This is a genomic window from Vibrio fluminensis (assembly GCF_015278125.1).
Lineage (GTDB): Bacteria > Pseudomonadota > Gammaproteobacteria > Enterobacterales > Vibrionaceae > Vibrio > Vibrio fluminensis.
Window position 1 is genome coordinate 160,424 of record NZ_JADILO010000009.1, and the last position, 15,703, is coordinate 176,126.

At 44.5% G+C, this 15,703-nt stretch carries 19 protein-coding genes; 15 read left to right on the forward strand and 4 right to left on the reverse strand.

The features are described 5' to 3' along the window. Nucleotides 1-26: 26 nt before the first annotated feature. Both IRQ95_RS08900 and IRQ95_RS08905 read left to right on the forward strand, forming a co-directional pair. The gene (locus tag IRQ95_RS08900) at nt 27-818 is read left to right on the forward strand and encodes an AraC family transcriptional regulator (protein WP_194436609.1); all 792 of its coding nucleotides are present in this window, start codon (nt 27-29) and stop codon (nt 816-818) included. Between the two features lie 17 nt (nt 819-835). Beyond that, nucleotides 836-1,054, forward strand: coding sequence for a DUF7661 family protein (locus IRQ95_RS08905; protein WP_194436610.1), 219 nt, complete (start codon nt 836-838; stop codon nt 1,052-1,054). On the opposite strand, the gene IRQ95_RS08910 is transcribed toward IRQ95_RS08905, so the two are convergent. Both IRQ95_RS08910 and IRQ95_RS08915 read right to left on the reverse strand, forming a co-directional pair. Then, nucleotides 1,051-1,515, reverse strand: coding sequence for an NUDIX hydrolase (locus IRQ95_RS08910; protein ID WP_348541593.1), 465 nt, complete (start codon nt 1,513-1,515; stop codon nt 1,051-1,053). The two genes, IRQ95_RS08905 and IRQ95_RS08910, sit on opposite strands and share 4 nt — an antisense overlap. Before the next feature lie 59 nt (nt 1,516-1,574). Next, nucleotides 1,575-2,117, reverse strand: a complete 543-nt coding sequence (locus tag IRQ95_RS08915) for a TetR/AcrR family transcriptional regulator (protein ID WP_194436612.1) — start codon at nt 2,115-2,117, stop codon at nt 1,575-1,577. A 186-nt stretch (nt 2,118-2,303) separates the two neighbouring features. On the opposite strand from IRQ95_RS08915, the gene IRQ95_RS08920 reads away from it, so the two are divergent. The 3 genes from IRQ95_RS08920 to IRQ95_RS08930 all read left to right on the forward strand — a co-directional run bounded on the left by IRQ95_RS08920 (nt 2,304) and on the right by IRQ95_RS08930 (nt 5,453). Then, nucleotides 2,304-2,921: a hypothetical protein gene (locus tag IRQ95_RS08920; protein WP_194436613.1), complete on the forward strand. Its 618-nt coding sequence runs from the start codon at nt 2,304-2,306 to the stop codon at nt 2,919-2,921. 345 nt (nt 2,922-3,266) lie between these two features. Beyond that, nucleotides 3,267-3,668, forward strand: coding sequence for an ACT domain-containing protein (locus tag IRQ95_RS08925; protein ID WP_194436614.1), 402 nt, complete (start codon nt 3,267-3,269; stop codon nt 3,666-3,668). A gap of 81 nt (nt 3,669-3,749) precedes the next feature. Continuing rightward, complete coding sequence (locus tag IRQ95_RS08930) at nt 3,750-5,453, forward strand: protein adenylyltransferase SelO (RefSeq protein WP_194436615.1); 1,704 nt, start codon at nt 3,750-3,752, stop codon at nt 5,451-5,453. Between the two features lie 91 nt (nt 5,454-5,544). Here the strand turns inward: IRQ95_RS08930 and IRQ95_RS08935 are convergent, their stop codons facing one another. After that, complete coding sequence (locus IRQ95_RS08935) at nt 5,545-6,606, reverse strand: zinc ABC transporter substrate-binding protein (protein ID WP_194436616.1); 1,062 nt, start codon at nt 6,604-6,606, stop codon at nt 5,545-5,547. A gap of 152 nt (nt 6,607-6,758) precedes the next feature. Here IRQ95_RS08935 and IRQ95_RS08940 point away from each other — a divergent pair, with 152 nt between their 5' ends. From IRQ95_RS08940 to IRQ95_RS08970, 7 genes are all read left to right on the forward strand, one after another. Continuing rightward, nucleotides 6,759-7,490, forward strand: a complete 732-nt coding sequence (locus IRQ95_RS08940) for an ATP-binding cassette domain-containing protein (protein WP_194436617.1) — start codon at nt 6,759-6,761, stop codon at nt 7,488-7,490. After that, the gene (locus IRQ95_RS08945; protein WP_194436618.1) at nt 7,480-8,301 is read left to right on the forward strand and encodes a metal ABC transporter permease; all 822 of its coding nucleotides are present in this window, start codon (nt 7,480-7,482) and stop codon (nt 8,299-8,301) included. Before IRQ95_RS08940 ends, IRQ95_RS08945 begins: the two co-directional genes overlap by 11 nt. A 79-nt stretch (nt 8,302-8,380) precedes the next feature. Next, nucleotides 8,381-9,019, forward strand: a complete 639-nt coding sequence (locus IRQ95_RS08950) for a DUF1826 domain-containing protein (RefSeq protein WP_194436619.1) — start codon at nt 8,381-8,383, stop codon at nt 9,017-9,019. Nucleotides 9,020-9,024: 5 nt separating this feature from the next. Then, entirely contained in the window at nt 9,025-9,477 is a 453-nt protein-coding gene (locus IRQ95_RS08955) for a Fur family transcriptional regulator (RefSeq protein ID WP_194436620.1), read from the forward strand. 71 nt (nt 9,478-9,548) lie between these two features. Then, nucleotides 9,549-10,571 carry a CobW family GTP-binding protein gene (locus tag IRQ95_RS08960; protein WP_194436621.1) on the forward strand — a complete coding sequence of 341 codons (1,023 nt, stop codon included), beginning with the start codon at nt 9,549-9,551 and terminating at the stop codon, nt 10,569-10,571. A 181-nt stretch (nt 10,572-10,752) separates the two neighbouring features. Then, nucleotides 10,753-11,388, forward strand: coding sequence for a DUF1007 family protein (locus IRQ95_RS08965; protein WP_228481348.1), 636 nt, complete (start codon nt 10,753-10,755; stop codon nt 11,386-11,388). 56 nt (nt 11,389-11,444) lie between these two features. Beyond that, nucleotides 11,445-12,665, forward strand: a complete 1,221-nt coding sequence (locus IRQ95_RS08970) for a nickel/cobalt transporter (RefSeq protein WP_194436622.1) — start codon at nt 11,445-11,447, stop codon at nt 12,663-12,665. Between the two features lie 90 nt (nt 12,666-12,755). On the opposite strand, the gene IRQ95_RS08975 is transcribed toward IRQ95_RS08970, so the two are convergent. Next, nucleotides 12,756-13,373: a LysE family translocator gene (locus IRQ95_RS08975; RefSeq protein ID WP_194436623.1), complete on the reverse strand. Its 618-nt coding sequence runs from the start codon at nt 13,371-13,373 to the stop codon at nt 12,756-12,758. Nucleotides 13,374-13,477: 104 nt separating this feature from the next. On the opposite strand from IRQ95_RS08975, the gene IRQ95_RS08980 reads away from it, so the two are divergent. The 3 genes from IRQ95_RS08980 to cspE all read left to right on the forward strand — a co-directional run bounded on the left by IRQ95_RS08980 (nt 13,478) and on the right by cspE (nt 15,591). Beyond that, a complete protein-coding gene (locus IRQ95_RS08980) occupies nt 13,478-14,470 on the forward strand; it encodes a GlxA family transcriptional regulator (RefSeq protein WP_228481349.1) in 993 nt (330 codons plus the stop codon). Between the two features lie 172 nt (nt 14,471-14,642). Continuing rightward, nucleotides 14,643-14,972 (forward strand): YnfA family protein, encoded by a 330-nt coding sequence (locus tag IRQ95_RS08985; protein WP_194436624.1) that lies wholly within the window; start codon nt 14,643-14,645, stop codon nt 14,970-14,972. 409 nt (nt 14,973-15,381) lie between these two features. Next, nucleotides 15,382-15,591 carry a transcription antiterminator/RNA stability regulator CspE gene (cspE, locus tag IRQ95_RS08990; RefSeq protein WP_194436625.1) on the forward strand — a complete coding sequence of 70 codons (210 nt, stop codon included), beginning with the start codon at nt 15,382-15,384 and terminating at the stop codon, nt 15,589-15,591. Nucleotides 15,592-15,703 lie beyond the last annotated feature (112 nt).

Genomic DNA, 15,703 nt, shown 5'->3' on the forward strand with positions numbered 1-15,703 from the left:
ACATAATACGCTCTAGGAAGACAAGTTTGAGAAAATCTGCAAAACACCTTCATCCATCCTTATCGATTGATAAAGCACCATCAGATGTGTTTATGAATTTTGAGGCGTTTCTTTCCAATACGGAAACACGCGAACATAGCCATGCTTGGGGACAAGTTCAGTTGATCAGTGGTGGGATCCTTGAAATGGAAGTCGGCGATACACGTTTTTTGGCGCCGCCGCATTTGGCGATTTGGGTGCCACCGGGTGTGATGCATAAAAGTTATAACCGTAAACCGCTTTCCTACTGTTCACTTAACGTTGCGTTGGATTTAACCGGCAGTTTCCCTGATAAAACCAGTCTTATTCGCGTTACGCCTATTGCTTCTGCGATTGTCGATGATTTTCGTGCGAGACGGATTAATGTAGCTGAGACCGAGGCAGATAAGCGCCTAGTCCAAGTATTGCTGGATCAACTCGCGACTCGCGACACCCAACATCATTTTTTACCTTCAACCGATAATAAGTATCTAGCCCCTATATTGTCGGCGGTTGAGGAAGATCCGACCGACAGCACCAGTTTGTCTGATTGGGCGGAAAAAGTTCACACCACTGAGCGTACCTTAGCGCGCCACTGCCAAGCGGATCTGGGCATGAGCTTCACCGAATGGCGCTTGCGAGTGCGTTATCTTTATTCAATGGAACTGCTGCAAAAAGGGCAGTCAGTGAAAGAGGTTGCGTTTACCCTTGGTTATAATCAAGCCAGCCCATTTATTTCAATGTTTAAGAAATACTCGGGCATGACGCCGGAGCAATATAAGAATCGTTTGATTGGTTAATAGGGAAGGGCGAATCGATGCTGATTAAGTTCAACGTTTTTGGTAAGCCGATGTCTGTACAACGCAAAGAGGGCGAATGGCTACTATTTTTGGAGTCCGCCACTTCGATGCGTGTTCGAGTGTACGATGTCGTTATTCCACCAGAGTTGAACGAAAATGAGTTGGCAGGCTATTTGGCGGATATCTATCATGAAAATGCTAGCGTAAAGCATCCGTCAGTGGAGTTTATGAGCTAGACTGCGTAGCCGGATGACGGTTCTCTATCTAATAACTTAGATGCAGTTATAGCTATGCGAGCCACATGTGGGATTAAGTTATCTTTCTCAATGTGGATTTGTTCAAACGACATCCATTTGCAGTCCATGGCATCATCTGAGGCGATGGCTTCTCCAGATATATATCGGCATAAAACGGCAAGCAAAATAAAGTGATGATGCTTTCCCTTAGCATCGAATTCATTCACTTCAATCACTTCGAAGGTTTTTTCTGCTAAAGCTTGCACCTGAGTCTCTTCGTACAACTCACGACAAGCGGCATCATGTAGAGATTCTCCTGCATCGACCGAGCCACCAGGGTAGCCCCAACCATATTTTTGTGGCTCTTTGGACCGCTGTACCAATAGCAACTTATTGTCATGATAGGTGACAGCAATAACCGCAACTTTTGGTTCACTTAAATTGTTTGTTGTTTTGACCACCGTTCCTTTCCCCACATAGTCGTCAGAGTTCTACTGAGCAGCTCTCTTATCTAGAGTATTTAGCGTTCAGTTGATAATGCAAGAATCCACTCAGCGATACTAGCAATTTCCGTTTTATTGCCATCAAGTAAACGCATCATTAAGCCGCCAAAGAGTAGGGCGTAAGCTTGATCGACTTTCTCTTCACCAACAATGTTAGCCAGTTCAGATTTGAACATTTGGTTGGCAAACGTTAGTAAGTTGTCATCGCTTACTTGCTGTGCGTCTTTGTTCTTGGTGTATTCCAGCATGAGCGTGACTTCGCCGCGATAACGAGCATCCATTGCAGTGATCAATTTAGTCAGCAATTGCTCATTGCTCTCAGGGATCGCTTCTCCTTCTGCCAAGCCATACAGTGAGCTTGGTTCTAGGAACATCTCAGTGCTCGCTTTGAAGAGTTCTTCTTTGCTGGAAAAGTAGTGATATAGCGCACTTTTTGAGATTCCTAAAGCCTCAGCAATGCCTCGCATTCCCAATCCATTAAAACCATGTTCAGTAAATATCTCGACAGCTTTTTGCGCTAACTCTTTACGGTAAGCTTGGTGATCAACGATTTTAGGCATAGAAAACTCCTTGGTGGACCATGTGGACTATATTGAGTTTACCTTGGTAAGTCTAACGAAATTTATTTTAGTCCGGCTGGTCTAAATAGTTTGACAGATCAACTTTTGATCATTTAGTCTTTATTTAGACCAAGTGGTCTTTTTAGGTTGTTGTAAGAATTAACCCAGTGAGATTGAGGTAATATGATGTCAAAAAGCAAAACTACGATAAAAAACGCCCACATCAATTGGGAGTGTGAAGGTAAGTTCAATTTCACAACTGGCTTTGGTGCAACCAAGGCTGAATCTATAATCGCTAACTACGCAGCGCTTATTGCCCCTTTAATTCTCTACTTTTTTTCATGGCAGGAGTTGGGTTGGAGTTGGTTGCAAGTGGTTGTCGCTGCTCTTTTGACCTTAGATATGATTGGTGGTGTATTGACCAACTCTATGGGTTCTATGAAGCGCTTTTTACACACAGATAAAGCAGTAGAGGTGTCGTGGTTGGGTAAGCTGGTCGGCAGTAAGTTTCTGTTCCCTGCTATTCATTTTCAGTTATTCGCGGTGCCACTTTGTTTTGATGTTGCATGGTCTTACGCTTTCTTCTGGTATGGGGCAATGATGATCTCGATTATCGTTATTCACTTATTACCTATGTATTTACATCGCCCAGTCGCCTTATTGGTTGTGATGATGTCAATCATTGGTGCAACATTGATCCCAGCCCCAATGGGTTTAGAGTGGTTGGCTCCGATCTTTATGATTAAGCTGGTGCTGTCGCATGGTGTGCGTGAAGAGCCATACCGTCCAACGCTGGAAGATTAAGCGAGATTGTTTGGAATGAGATAACGATTTAAGCACCTAAAGTAGGGTGCTTTTAGGTTGTTGATATGGAATCTACGTTCACTTCTCATCCGCTAAGCCGACTTTATTTACGCTGCCTTCTTAATGGATATAGTACGGCGAGACATAGCTTTAATCAGCTGAGGTTTTTGTTGATTTTCTTAAGGCAAAACTGACAGTTAGTCAATAAATGATAAGCCTTTCTTATTGGTTATATTTCAATATAAGTAAATCTTATTTAGCATTAATCGTGTGAATTTACTTTGATTAATGCTACCAGTAAGGTCTTTGGTTATCGTTAATTTGACCTGTATAAAGGATTTGATTATGTCTGCGATTACAGACTTAGACACCTTACTTCAATCTATGTCACCTGAACTGGACGAGGGAAATTATGTTTTCTGCACTGTTGCGGGAGGGCTGGAACAATATCTTCATTTAGCTCCCATCGCGACATTTATGGAAAAAGAAGGGTTAACGTTAGTGCTTGAAGAGAGCGTAGCGCGAGATGCCAACTTATCCTTTGACGCGGTGTTTCGTTTGATTACCTTAACGGTTCATTCAAGTCTTGAAGCGGTGGGTTTAACGGCGGCGTTTGCTACTAAACTGGCGTCTTACGGTATCAGTGCCAATGTGATTGCTGGCTACTATCATGATCATATCTTTGTACAAAAAGACAAAGCCAATGCGGCGATGGCAGCACTGCGTGAGTTTTCAGTAGCAGTTTGAATTTAAAGCTAAATGGTTGCTGTCTTTTGTTGTTGGGATACGTATTATAAATCTCGAACAAACAAACGGAGTATTGAGACAATGAGTAATAGGCAAAACAAAGAAGCCTCTGCAACGATTTTTACCCTCAGTGATTTGGCTAAGGCGGCAGACTATTCTTTGCTTGATACTCTTAATTGCGATTCTGAGGCAACGGAAAGCGGCGATGATTATCGTTCAAGACAAGTCTTTTCAGGGCATTATGTCCCGGTAAAACCAACGCCAATTGCGGATCCGGTTTATGTCAGCCATAGCCATGCATTTTTCCAAGAGTTAGGGTTAGATGACAGCTTGGTGCAAAGTGAAGGCTTTGCGGAGTTATTCTCAGGGAATATGCAAGATGTGCCCAATCCGATGCGCAAAACAGGGTGGGCGACAGGATACGCGCTGTCCATTTTTGGTAACGAGTATATCGATAACTGCCCATTTAAAACTGGTAATGGCTATGGTGACGGTCGTGCGATGTCTGTCTTTGAAGGTGTGTTAAACGGCAAACGCTGGGAGATGCAGCTGAAAGGCGGTGGTCCTACACCCTATTGCCGAGGTGCAGATGGTCGCGCGGTACTGCGCTCAAGTGTGAGAGAGTTTCTCGCGCAAGAGCATATGCATGCACTCGGGGTTCCCACCTCACGTTCGTTGAGCTTATTCACTTCACGCACTGACACGGTTGATCGCCCTTGGTACAGTGATGGATCGAAATCAGAGAATCCAGACATTATGGTGTCTAATCCGGTAGCGATAAGCACGCGTGTTGCACCTTCATTTCTGCGAGTCGGGCAATTAGAGCTGTTTGCTCGTCGAGCTCGCGTTAATGAGCATCCAGATGAGATGGCAGAGTTAGAGATGCTGGCTCGCTACATTATTGAACGTGAATATAAAGATCAGGTTGATGCCACTCTTCCTTTTGCGGAGCAGTTGCTCGTTTTGGCATCGGAGTTTCGTGACAGATTAACTTCACTGGTCACTCATTGGCTGCGAGTGGGATACTGTCAGGGTAACTTTAATAGTGACAACTGTGCGGTCGGTGGTTTTACTCTTGATTATGGTCCATTTGGTTTTTGTGAGTATTTTGAACCGTTCTTCCAGCCTTGGACTGGCGGGGGGCGTCACTTTGCCTTCTTTAATCAGGCGTTAGCGGCGGAGAAAAATTTTGAAAGTTTTTGCTCTGCATTAAAACCTTTGTTGCAACCTTACCCAGAAGCCTTGACGCAGCTGGAGCAAATCGCCGACGGCTTCTCTGCTGTAATGCAACCCAAAGCCAGCCGTATGTGGGCAAACAAACTTGGCGTAGAACGTTTAAGCCCAGAGCTGTTTAATCAATGGTTGGCATTGATGATGAAAAGTCATGTCGATTACACCATCTTTTTCCGCGAACTTTCAAACATACCGGAGAAGGTGACTGACATCTCAGCGAGCTTTTACGCGCCGCTGACGCCAGAGCTTGAACAAGAGTGGGATGCGTGGCTCAAGGCTTGGTATAGCTTGCTTAACGCAAGTTTAAGCCGAGAAGAAGTTTCACATCAGATGAAGCAGGTTAATCCTAAATATACTTGGCGAGAGTGGTTGATTGTGCCAGCCTATGAGCAAGCCGAACAAGGTGATTTTACGCTAATCCATGAGCTTCAAGCGGTGTTAGCGAACCCATATCAAGAGCAATCTCAGCAAGTTGATGACAAGTACTACCAATTGAGACCGCTAGAGTTCTTTGCTGCTGGTGGGGTATCTCACTACAGTTGTTCTTCGTAAACGAAACTGTCAAATTAGTGCCAGTGAGAACCATGAACTCATCGCTGGCACAGTCACTTCTTAACATTGAGTCAGCGCGCAAAGCCCATGGCTAGGATTTGCACTGTGCGACACTTTGGATCATTGCAGTGATCAGTTTACTGTACTGCTCTTTACCTGTTTCAAGCTTGGCTCCTAATGGATCCATTGTTCCAATGGTGTTTACAGTTGAGTTATCAAACACAGTATTGACTAGATTTGGGTTAAATTGTGGTTCAGTAAAGACACACGTCACTTTTAAATTTTTCACTATTCGGTGGATTTCTTCGATGCGTGCAGGGCTTGGATCTGAGGCATCCGAAATAGAGATTGCTCCTGATGCTGATAAATCAAAACGCTGCTCAAAGTACTGATATGCATCGTGGAAAACGATAAATTTAACGCCATGTAACTGATGCGCTTGTTGGTTAATATTCTTAATCAATTGCTCTAAGTTCGAGATGGCTGTTTTTGCGTTGTTTTGATAGATTTCAGCGTGCTCGCTATCTACTTCGGCTAACGTATCAGCGATTTCGGCTAACCACACTTGGGCATTTTTAGGGTCTAACCAAACGTGCGGGTCGTGACCTTCGTGATGATGTCCATGGTGAGCATGTTCTCCATTATGTTCAGTATGCGCTTCATTTTCATGGTGTTCTTTTTTGTGGTCATCGTGATGCACATCATGCTTGGCGTGCGAATCTTGCTTATGACCATCATCATGATGCGCATTTTTTTTGTCACCGTGGTGCTTGTCATGATGCTCGTGAGCTTCAAAGGTGGCGCCTTCACGGAAGTCATACAGTGTTGTGCCATTTACTTCCATCATCTCAATTTTTGTTGCCGAGCCCGCGAGATTTGTCAGCGGCTTCTCCAACCAAGGCGTTAAGCCCTCACCAATCCAGAATACTACGTCAGCTTGTGACAATGCTTTCGCTTCAGACGGTCTGAGTGAATATTCATGAGGTGAAGCTTCAGGGCGAATGAGTAGGTCTGGCTCACCAACACCATCCATAACTTGAGCAACTAGCGAGTGTAGTGGCGCAATATCTACTGCGACATTCGGTGCCTGAGCATAAACATGAGTGCTTGCTGCTAAGCCAAGAATTGCACCAGTTAGAGTCCTTTTGAACATTCTATCTCCTAAATTATGTGTTGTTTCATGCATAAACATGAGGTGTGGCAAGTTGTTGTGTTATGTTATAACATAACATTATGGTTGAAGAGTTGGCAACTGATCTATTTTTGAGATTTGTCCGATATAGCGCTGCAATTAAGAGAAGGGCGATGTTAATTTCATCTCACGGACTATCCGTAAAATTTGGCAATCATTTGGTTTTAGACCACATCAATCTCACCGTGAGACAAGGTGAGATTGTGACTATCGTTGGACCCAATGGTTCAGGGAAATCGACATTACTTAAAACATTGATTGGTGCCATTACACCTTGCGATGGTCAAATCCAACGCGCGAATGAATTAAAAATTGGTTACGTTCCTCAGCGACTTCATATTGATGAAACATTGCCGATGACTGTGCGACGTTTTCTGAATCTTCCTTTGCGTTGCTCCAAGCAAGCAATCCAAAACGCGTTGACGCGAGCGGGGGCGACAGGTTTGGAAAAGCAGCAACTTAACGCGTTATCCGGTGGACAACTGCAACGCGTCCTATTAGCAAGAGCATTGCTAGAAGAACCGACTTTATTACTGTTGGATGAGGCAACGCAGGGCCTGGATCATCGAGGGATGGCCAATTTCTATCAACAGATAGAAGCTATCCGTAATCAAACTGGCTGCGCAGTCATTATGGTGAGTCATGATCTCAATGTCGTAATGAGAAGAACCGACCGAGTGATTTGTATTAATGGACAAGTTTGTTGTGAAGGTGTGCCTGAGAAAGTCAGTGAATCCCCGGAATACAAATCCCTATTTGGCTTGGATGATGAAGACGTATTGGGTGTTTATCGGCATCAATCTCATTTAAATAGCCAAACACGAGGTGCTTTAAATGTTGGATGATTTTCTTTGGCGTGCTGCATTAGCGGGTGTTGGCGTCACATTATCAGCTGCGCCACTTGGCTGCTTTATTGTTTGGTGTCGTATGGCGTATTTTGGTGATGCAACCGCTCACGCTTCTATGTTAGGGGTGGCATTGTCACTGTCTCTTTCCTTGCCTATTTTCCCCGGCGTACTGTTTGTCGCATTGCTGATGGCCATTACTGTTTCCTCATTTAGTGGGCGAGGGTATGCCATGGATACATTGCTTGGCGTGATGGCGCACTCTGCGTTGGCGATAGGTTTGGTCGCGGTATCCTTCCTCTCTGGGGTTCGGATAGACCTTATGGCGTACTTATTTGGCGATATTCTGGCGGTGAGCAAAATCGATTTACTCGTGATTTGGGGGGGCGCACTGGTTGTGATTGGGCTAGTGAGTGTCCGCTGGTCAGGGATGCTGCTCTCCACACTGAACAAAGATCTTGCACGAGCAAGCGGTTTTTCCCCAGAGCGTGAGCAGATGATTTTGACTATTGCGCTGGCTCTAGTCGTGGCAGTCGCAATTAAAGTAGTCGGCGTGTTGTTGATTGTCGCGATGTTAATTATTCCCGCCGCGACGGCACGACCATTCAGTCGCACCCCTGAAATGATGGTTATCCTTGCAGCGATTATTGGTAGTAGTTCGAGTGTTATTGGCTTGAGAGCATCGTACGTTTTAGATACGCCAACAGGACCAACCATGGTGTGTATTGCCGCCATCCTTTTTGTTGCGGCAAGTTTGGTTTGGAAAGTAAAGCGCTCAGTCAGTGAAAGTTGGGTGCGTGACTCATCTTAGAATTCGATATAACGACAAGATAAAAATTGAATAGGCAGTAATGCAAGGCCTATCACCTTAGCCGGGAGGAATATGACTTATGGGTGTTAACCAGAGTATTGACAAGGATTTGATTGAAACTAGAGCAGCGGCGCTACCGATAGCGGTGAGCGATAAAGCTTCTGTCTTGAGTGATATTTATAAACCTGAACACAATATTGTGATTTGGCAGCGAGAGATACCCGCGGAGGTGAACAGTCAAATACAGGCAATGCTGTCGTCGCAGGAGCAACTTGCGATAGTGAGCATAGTGACTCCAGATGATGCCGCTAAGGTGATTAGCAATAAGCTTGGAGATCACGTTTGTTCCAACTTTTTGGCACACGACGTTGCTTTGATTGTCGATATGTTCTGTTGTTTATTTGACGTTAGGGAAGTGGGATTGCGATTGACGATGCTCGATAAGCCAATGTGCCCTAATTTTCATGTTGATCAGGTTCCGTGTCGACTAGTTTCAACCTATTTAGGTCAAGCAACCCAGTGGTTAGCCAGCGACGACGTTGAGCGGAGCACGTTGGCGGCAAAACACGATGCGGTGATAAGAGGCATGTCTGCAGGGGACATCGCTCTGCTTAAAGGTGGCGGCTGGGCAGGTAATGAAGACAACGCGATTGTCCATCGTTCGCCTGAAGTTAAGAGGCATGAGCGTCGTTTGTTGCTCACTCTTGATATGGTGTAAGCGAGATGCAAATCTTTGAAGCGATCATCGGACACGTGGAGAAGCGTTGCGAGGCCAAAGGTAAGCGACTTACCACTCAGCGTAAGTTAGTTTTAAGGGCTCTGATCGACGCGAATCAAGCGTTATCTGCTTATGAGCTGGTTGACTATTGTAAACAGTATTTCGGCGAAACAATTCAAGCTATGTCTGTGTACCGTATTCTGGAATTTCTAGAGGAGGTGCACCTAGTACACAAACTCAATATGTCGAATAAATACATAGTTTGCTCTCACATTGTTGAGGGGCATGAACAAGGTATCCCCCAATTTCTCATTTGTTCTAAGTGCAACAAAATCAGTGAAAAAATCGTCGCTCCAGAGACGATAACGGGCCTGCAATCTCATGCTAGGCAAGAAGGTTTTACCGTGGTAAGCCCACAACTAGAGATCAATTGCGTCTGTGACAAGTGTGGTCAATAAACAAGAAGGTCTTTGAATAAAGCAATCAATTAGTGACATCTTTTTAGTTATTTGCGTTAAGGAGTAGAGCAATGAGCGTTGAACAACCACCCATCCTTGCGGTGCCAACTAATATAATCACGGGCTTTCTCGGCGTAGGAAAAACCACGGCGATTATTCATCTTATGGCGAACAAACCCAGCGATGAGCGTTGGGCTGTGTTGGTCAATGAATTCGGTGAAATTGGTGTTGATGGCAGTTTGTTTGAGGGGCAAAAAACAGGAAGCACGAAAGAACTCAATAACGATGCTCAACAAGTGTTTATTCGTGAGGTACCGGGTGGCTGTATGTGCTGCGCTGCAGGTTTGCCTATGCAGATTGCTCTTAACCAATTGCTTGCCGAGGCAAAACCGGACCGTTTACTGATTGAGCCGACAGGTTTGGGGCATCCCAAAGAAGTGCTGCAGGTTTTGTCTACGGATCATTATCGCCAAACTCTTACCTTGCAGAAAAATATTACCTTGGTGGATGCTCGTAAGTTGTCGGATGTGCGTTACACCGAGCATGACACGTTTAATCAGCAGATCGCGATAGCTGACACTGTAGTTGGTAATAAGCATGATCTCTACCAAGAAGGCGATACGCAAAAGCTGGCGGAGTATGTGGCTCAAGTAGGGCGACCTGAGACTAAAGTTATTTTCTCTGAGCATGGCGTGATTGATTTTGCAGAGCTTGAAGGTAGCACCACGATTGATGAGCATCTACCTCATCACCATCATCATGGACACAGTAAACCTTTGGCTTCGGAGTTGCCAATGCCAAAAAATGGCGTGCTCAAAGCTGAAAATGAAGGTGAGGGCTATCAGAGTATCGGTTGGCGGTTCTCATCGAATAAAGTTTTTAATCGGCAACAAATCATTCCGTTGTTAGTTGGGCTAGATGTTGAACGAATGAAAGCGGTATTTATCACCGATTGCGGGATCTATGGTTATAACCTAACGCCTGATGGGCTAACGGAAGTAGAGCTTGATGAGTGCATGGAAAGTCGGATTGAAATTATCTCTACCCATGTAGATTACAGCTTTGAAACTCAACTCGCGAACTGCCTGCTGTAGAAATGGGAAAGGTAAGTTTGCGCAATTATGACGAGACCCACTCTGTGTTGTTGATAGGCTTTGACAGCCACAGCAGACAGAAAAGAGAACAACACTATAAATGAGTATGTTACAACGGAATTGCGTCCTGAATGAAATCGTTAGGTTTACTTATCCACTACAACGTCTTAAAAGGCACTTTATGGTTAAGTCTATAGTCGTGACTTGTGTGTTTGCCGCGTTTTTTGCTCATGCGCACCCACATTCTTGGATTGATACAAAAACATATATTCAGGGCGAAAACGGTGTGATAACAGGATTGCAAATGCAGTGGTCTTTCGACGCGATGACATCAGCGTATATGTTGGATGGTGAGGATATTTCGTCAGAAAATGAGCAAACCACCTTTGCGAGTGTTGCTGATTCAGTACTGAAAAACATGATGTACGAACATTACTTTACATACTTTTATGATGGAGAAACACCGATACGCTACAAAGTTGCCACTAATGGCAAGTTAACGCGTGATCGAGCAAAGCTTGTATTGAGCTTTGATTTGCCATTAGCCAAACCCCAATCGATCACCCGAGATAGTTTGAAGTTACTGATATTTGACCAGAGTTACTATGTGGATATGACTTGGAAGTCAAATAGCGACGTTGTGTTGTCGGCAGATCTTTCCCGCCAGTGTCAGTTAAAGATAATTGAACCTAATCCAACCGCAGAGCAAATGAGCTATGCGATGTCTCTGCCTGCAGATGCGGATCCCGATAATACGCTTGGGCAGTTGTTCACTCAAACGGTTGAAATAGATTGTGCAGCGATGGCAAAGGGATAACGGGTGACGTCTATTTTTATCACGATGAATCAACTTATAATTTAGAGTATTCACTTATGACAAACGTGACGACTTACAATCGAAAGCATCTTGTAGTATTGCTTTTTTCTGCGCTGGTCCTAGTCAGTTTATATCAGCTTTGGGTAATGTGGCCCTCTATGGTGGTGGCGAGCATTCAGTGGCAACGTGAGGTGAACGCGCAGCTGGCTGATTTACTCTATGATGCTCAAAGTAACCCCATAGCGGTTGGAAGCTATTTGGTCGGCTTTAGCTTTATCTACGGTATGCTTCATTCGCTAGGACCTGGTCACGGTAAAGTGATAGTGACCACTTATCTTGCAACGCATCCGACTAAGGTGAAAATGAGCTTAATGCTGACGGTTATTTCAGCATTGTTTCAGGCTTTGGTCGCTATTGTGTTAGTCAGTGTTTTGGTTTGGGGGTTCCATGCCTCTATGCGTGAGGTTAATCAGCAGGCGATGCTGTTTGTTTCCATGAGCTATGCATTTGTAGCTCTACTCGGTGGCGTGATTTGTTGCAAAGCGGTTAAGCAACTCTACCGAGTGATGCGAACTTCGAGTTTACAAGGACACCAACATCAGACACAACAGGCTCTTTCTAAGGCTCAATACGCAAAACCGCAGATCGTGAGCATTGTCTCAATGGACACTAACGTTTCGATGGACGCTAAGGTTTCGATAGGGACTCAGGTATCTGGGGATGCTAATCCAGCTGAAGATCTTACTAAAGGGAACAATCCAACCAACACCCCAAACGGGTATCGAAACTCGAGCATTGCATTGTCGCCAATGGTTCAGAAACGTCAAAATTTGAAGATTGGTGATGTAAATGATGCTTCGCACATTCATAGTGATCAATGTGGATGTGGGCATAAACATGTCGTTGACGCTAGTGTGATAAACGAGGCTGATACATGGCGTGAATATGTCGGTATTATCGCGACAATTGGTATTCGCCCATGTACCGGTGCGATTATGGTACTTTTGTTTGCTAATGTCGTTGGCCTTTATTGGATGGGGGTTGTCAGCGCCGTAGTGATGGCGGCGGGTACGGCCTTTACCACATCAATCATCGCGTTACTGACACTAACAGGTAAGCACTTTGTTAGGCGTTATTTAAGTGCAAACAGCAGTGATAGTGCAAGTCATTGGAAGTTAGCAGGTAATTACTTGCAGTTCTTTGGCGGATTATTGCTTATTGTGATTGGCTTAGTTCTGTTTCGTGGTCAAGATATGGGAATATCGCCTGTGTTTTAGGGCGTGCACGAAAAAAGCCCCAAGTACCAAAGGTGCTGGGGCTAAATTTAACTTACGTTATTGTGAAGAGCACTAACCAGAGACAACCAATTAGGCAACGGAATTTAGTACCGACATGATGGCGAGCGTAACAAAGATCCCTGCGCAGCAGCGGTTAAATAGCCTTCCTTTAGTGACTAAGATGAACTTCACTTTGTCGGCGACTCGCGCAACGCCAAATTCAACCAAGAACTCGATGCAGAGAAAGGTCGTCACGATCATGATAAATTGCGGCAAAAAGGCTTTGTTTGGGTCAATGAACTGCGCCAAAAACGCGGTAAAGAAGAGTAGCACTTTAGGATTGGAAAGTGCGGCAAAGCAGCCCTGACGAAACAAGTCTCGACGCATTTGCGCAATCGCCTGAGTAGTGTCTTCAATACTGAGCGCTGGCGCTGAGAATAGTTTAAATCCCAACCAAGCAAGATACGCTGCACCGAGCCACTGCAGAATAACCATTAACTTTGGCTGCGCCTCAAGCACTGCGCCCAAACCCAGCATAGAAACTGATATCAGTACGAAGAAACCAAAAATTCCGCCAGAGATTGTCCAGATTGTTTTCTTATAGCCAAACTGAGCTCCGTGGCTTAATGCTAACAATGCATTAGGACCTGGAACACAAGCAAGGCCGAGTGCCGCGACCGCAAATAGCGCCCAAACTTCAAACGTCATATAAAACCTATTACGAAAAGTGTTTATCGCGACGAGTATTACATGGTTAGCGAATTGATCATGGTAATATCTGGACGTATAATGCGTCCATCTGGACAATGTGGATGACTCGAATGACTCCGGCGAAAGGTATCCGTTTTCTTTTAATCCCGCTCAGCAACTTCAACATGCTGCCCTTTGGGGCTTTTTTAGATAAGTTGCGTTTTTCTGCTGATTTTGACGACAACAGCCAGCAAAATCGCTGTTCTTGGCAAATCATGGTGCATCAATCGGGTTTAGTTTTCTCGAGTAGCGGCATTCCTATCATGGTTGAAACAACCCCTGATGATATCGAGTTAACTCGCGTTGATTACGTTGTGATATTTGGTAGTCGCACGGCGAAAGAATCGCAGCAACAAGCCAAATTGTATCGGTCGTTTCTAAAGAAAACCGTGGCAATGGGCATCCCCCTTGTCTGCGTTGATAATGCGTGTTTTACCTTGGCAGAACTTGGGCTACTTAATGGACATCAGGTGGTCGTGCACTGGCGACATCACAATGAGTTTCGTACTGACTATCCTCAAGTGGCGGTGCGTGAAGAACAACTTTATCACTTTGATGGAAAGGTGATCAGTTGCACTGGTGGTAGTGCGACGGTCGACCTTGCTGTGGCTATTTTGCAGCGTCATTTAGGGCAAGCGTGGGCTGAAAAAGGGTTGGCAGATATGCTGGTGGATGAAACGCGAGCCAATCATCATCGGCTTAAGTCGTCGCAGCAAGGAAGGCATTCCAATCGTCACATCGAACGAGCCATCGCTTTGATGCAAGAAAACTTGGCCCAAGGCAGCAGTGTTGATCACATAGCGGCATTAATTGGCATCAGTCGGCGTCAGCTTGACAGGCTTTTTCAGCAAGAATTCGACGTATCAATGCATCATCATTGGCAAGAGATGCGTTTGCAGCATGTTCAATGGCGCTTGAACCATTCAAACCATAGTTTAAGCCAATTGGCAGATGAAGTCGGCATCAAAGATACCAGCTATCTTTGTAAGTTGTTTCGCAAGCGTTTTGGCATCAGCCCGACTCAGTATAGACAAGGTTTAGGGCCTTGTCGGTAAGCGAAACAAAGCAAACTCTATGTTTAAACCGAGCTGTGATATGGCGTTAAAGCATAAGTACTTTTTTACGCTGGATTGATGTAGAACCAGATGCTTACGATGACTGCAGCTATAATGCCCAAGCTCGTCATCGATAACATCGAAAAGATTAGTGTCCGAAGGAGAGACGGAATTGTTAGAGATTAAAACACTGGGCCTGTTTTTTGTTACGGCTATTGCAGAGATATTAGGCTGCTATTTACCTTATCTTTGGCTAAAAGAAGACAAATCCATCTGGTTGCTGCTGCCAGCGGCTTTTTTCTTAGGGTTATTTGCTTGGCTTTTGTCGCTTCACCCAACCGCTGCTGGGCGGGTATACGCCGCTTATGGTGGTGTTTATATTTTTGTGGCGATTCTTTGGTTATGGGTAGTCGATGGAATTCGTCCATCAATCTGGGATGTGGTCGGTGTTTCTGTTGCATTGACAGGGATGGCAATCATCATGTTTGCCCCTAGAACTTGATAGCCTGTTTAAACAATTTAGCTAGCTTAGAAGGCGTCAAATGGAGTGTGTTGATGCTGTAAATCTGACGAGATTTGTAAACAATATGGGTATTGATAATAGGGGAATGCCACTTGGGAAACGCGCAACTGTTAAATAGATTGGCCATTTGTATCACTCATCACTTGATTCTAACCAATTGTTTTGTAGGTATTAAAAAAAGTAATTTAAAAAATAACTGTCTATTCCCAGTACAAGGTGTATAGTATTAATAGCTCAAAGAATCGAGCTATTAATGAAACATTTAAGTCAAGATCTTCTCAGTTTCCTTTCGAATTTTTTCGTCATACTTTCCCTGCGATAACTTTTTCTTCTTTTCTGATTTAGTAGCTTTGATTTGGCTGTTCGTTTAATTAAGGTCGAGGTATATATGTCAAAGACAACAGGTACAGTTAAGTGGTTTAATGAAACAAAAGGTTTTGGTTTTATCACTCCTGATAACGGTGGCGCGGATGTTTTCGTTCACTTCAGAGCGATCACTTCAGATGGTTTTAAAACGCTAGCCGAAGGCCAAAAAGTAAGTTTCGATGTAGAGCAAGGCGGCAAAGGCCCTCAAGCTGCTAACGTAACTGTACTTTAAATAGAATTTTAGAGGGGAGGGGTACTTGGCGTAAGTAGGTCTCCCTTATTTAATATCACCAGTAGACAACAGTTCTGCAGCTACTTCTCACATCCTAACAAGATAGCGCGAA

Coding starts and splice junctions, on each gene's coding strand:
- IRQ95_RS08905 (WP_194436610.1), top strand. CDS start 836: ATGCTGATTAAGTTCAACGTTTTTGGTAAGCCGATGTCTGTACAACGC.
- IRQ95_RS08915 (WP_194436612.1), bottom strand. CDS start 2,117: ATGCCTAAAATCGTTGATCACCAAGCTTACCGTAAAGAGTTAGCGCAA.
- IRQ95_RS08920 (WP_194436613.1), top strand. CDS start 2,304: ATGTCAAAAAGCAAAACTACGATAAAAAACGCCCACATCAATTGGGAG.
- IRQ95_RS08925 (WP_194436614.1), top strand. CDS start 3,267: ATGTCTGCGATTACAGACTTAGACACCTTACTTCAATCTATGTCACCT.
- IRQ95_RS08930 (WP_194436615.1), top strand. CDS start 3,750: ATGAGTAATAGGCAAAACAAAGAAGCCTCTGCAACGATTTTTACCCTC.
- IRQ95_RS08935 (WP_194436616.1), bottom strand. CDS start 6,606: ATGTTCAAAAGGACTCTAACTGGTGCAATTCTTGGCTTAGCAGCAAGC.
- IRQ95_RS08940 (WP_194436617.1), top strand. CDS start 6,759: ATGTTAATTTCATCTCACGGACTATCCGTAAAATTTGGCAATCATTTG.
- IRQ95_RS08945 (WP_194436618.1), top strand. CDS start 7,480: ATGTTGGATGATTTTCTTTGGCGTGCTGCATTAGCGGGTGTTGGCGTC.
- IRQ95_RS08950 (WP_194436619.1), top strand. CDS start 8,381: ATGGGTGTTAACCAGAGTATTGACAAGGATTTGATTGAAACTAGAGCA.
- IRQ95_RS08955 (WP_194436620.1), top strand. CDS start 9,025: ATGCAAATCTTTGAAGCGATCATCGGACACGTGGAGAAGCGTTGCGAG.
- IRQ95_RS08960 (WP_194436621.1), top strand. CDS start 9,549: ATGAGCGTTGAACAACCACCCATCCTTGCGGTGCCAACTAATATAATC.
- IRQ95_RS08965 (WP_228481348.1), top strand. CDS start 10,753: ATGGTTAAGTCTATAGTCGTGACTTGTGTGTTTGCCGCGTTTTTTGCT.
- IRQ95_RS08970 (WP_194436622.1), top strand. CDS start 11,445: ATGACAAACGTGACGACTTACAATCGAAAGCATCTTGTAGTATTGCTT.
- IRQ95_RS08975 (WP_194436623.1), bottom strand. CDS start 13,373: ATGACGTTTGAAGTTTGGGCGCTATTTGCGGTCGCGGCACTCGGCCTT.
- IRQ95_RS08980 (WP_228481349.1), top strand. CDS start 13,478: ATGACTCGAATGACTCCGGCGAAAGGTATCCGTTTTCTTTTAATCCCG.
- cspE (WP_194436625.1), top strand. CDS start 15,382: ATGTCAAAGACAACAGGTACAGTTAAGTGGTTTAATGAAACAAAAGGT.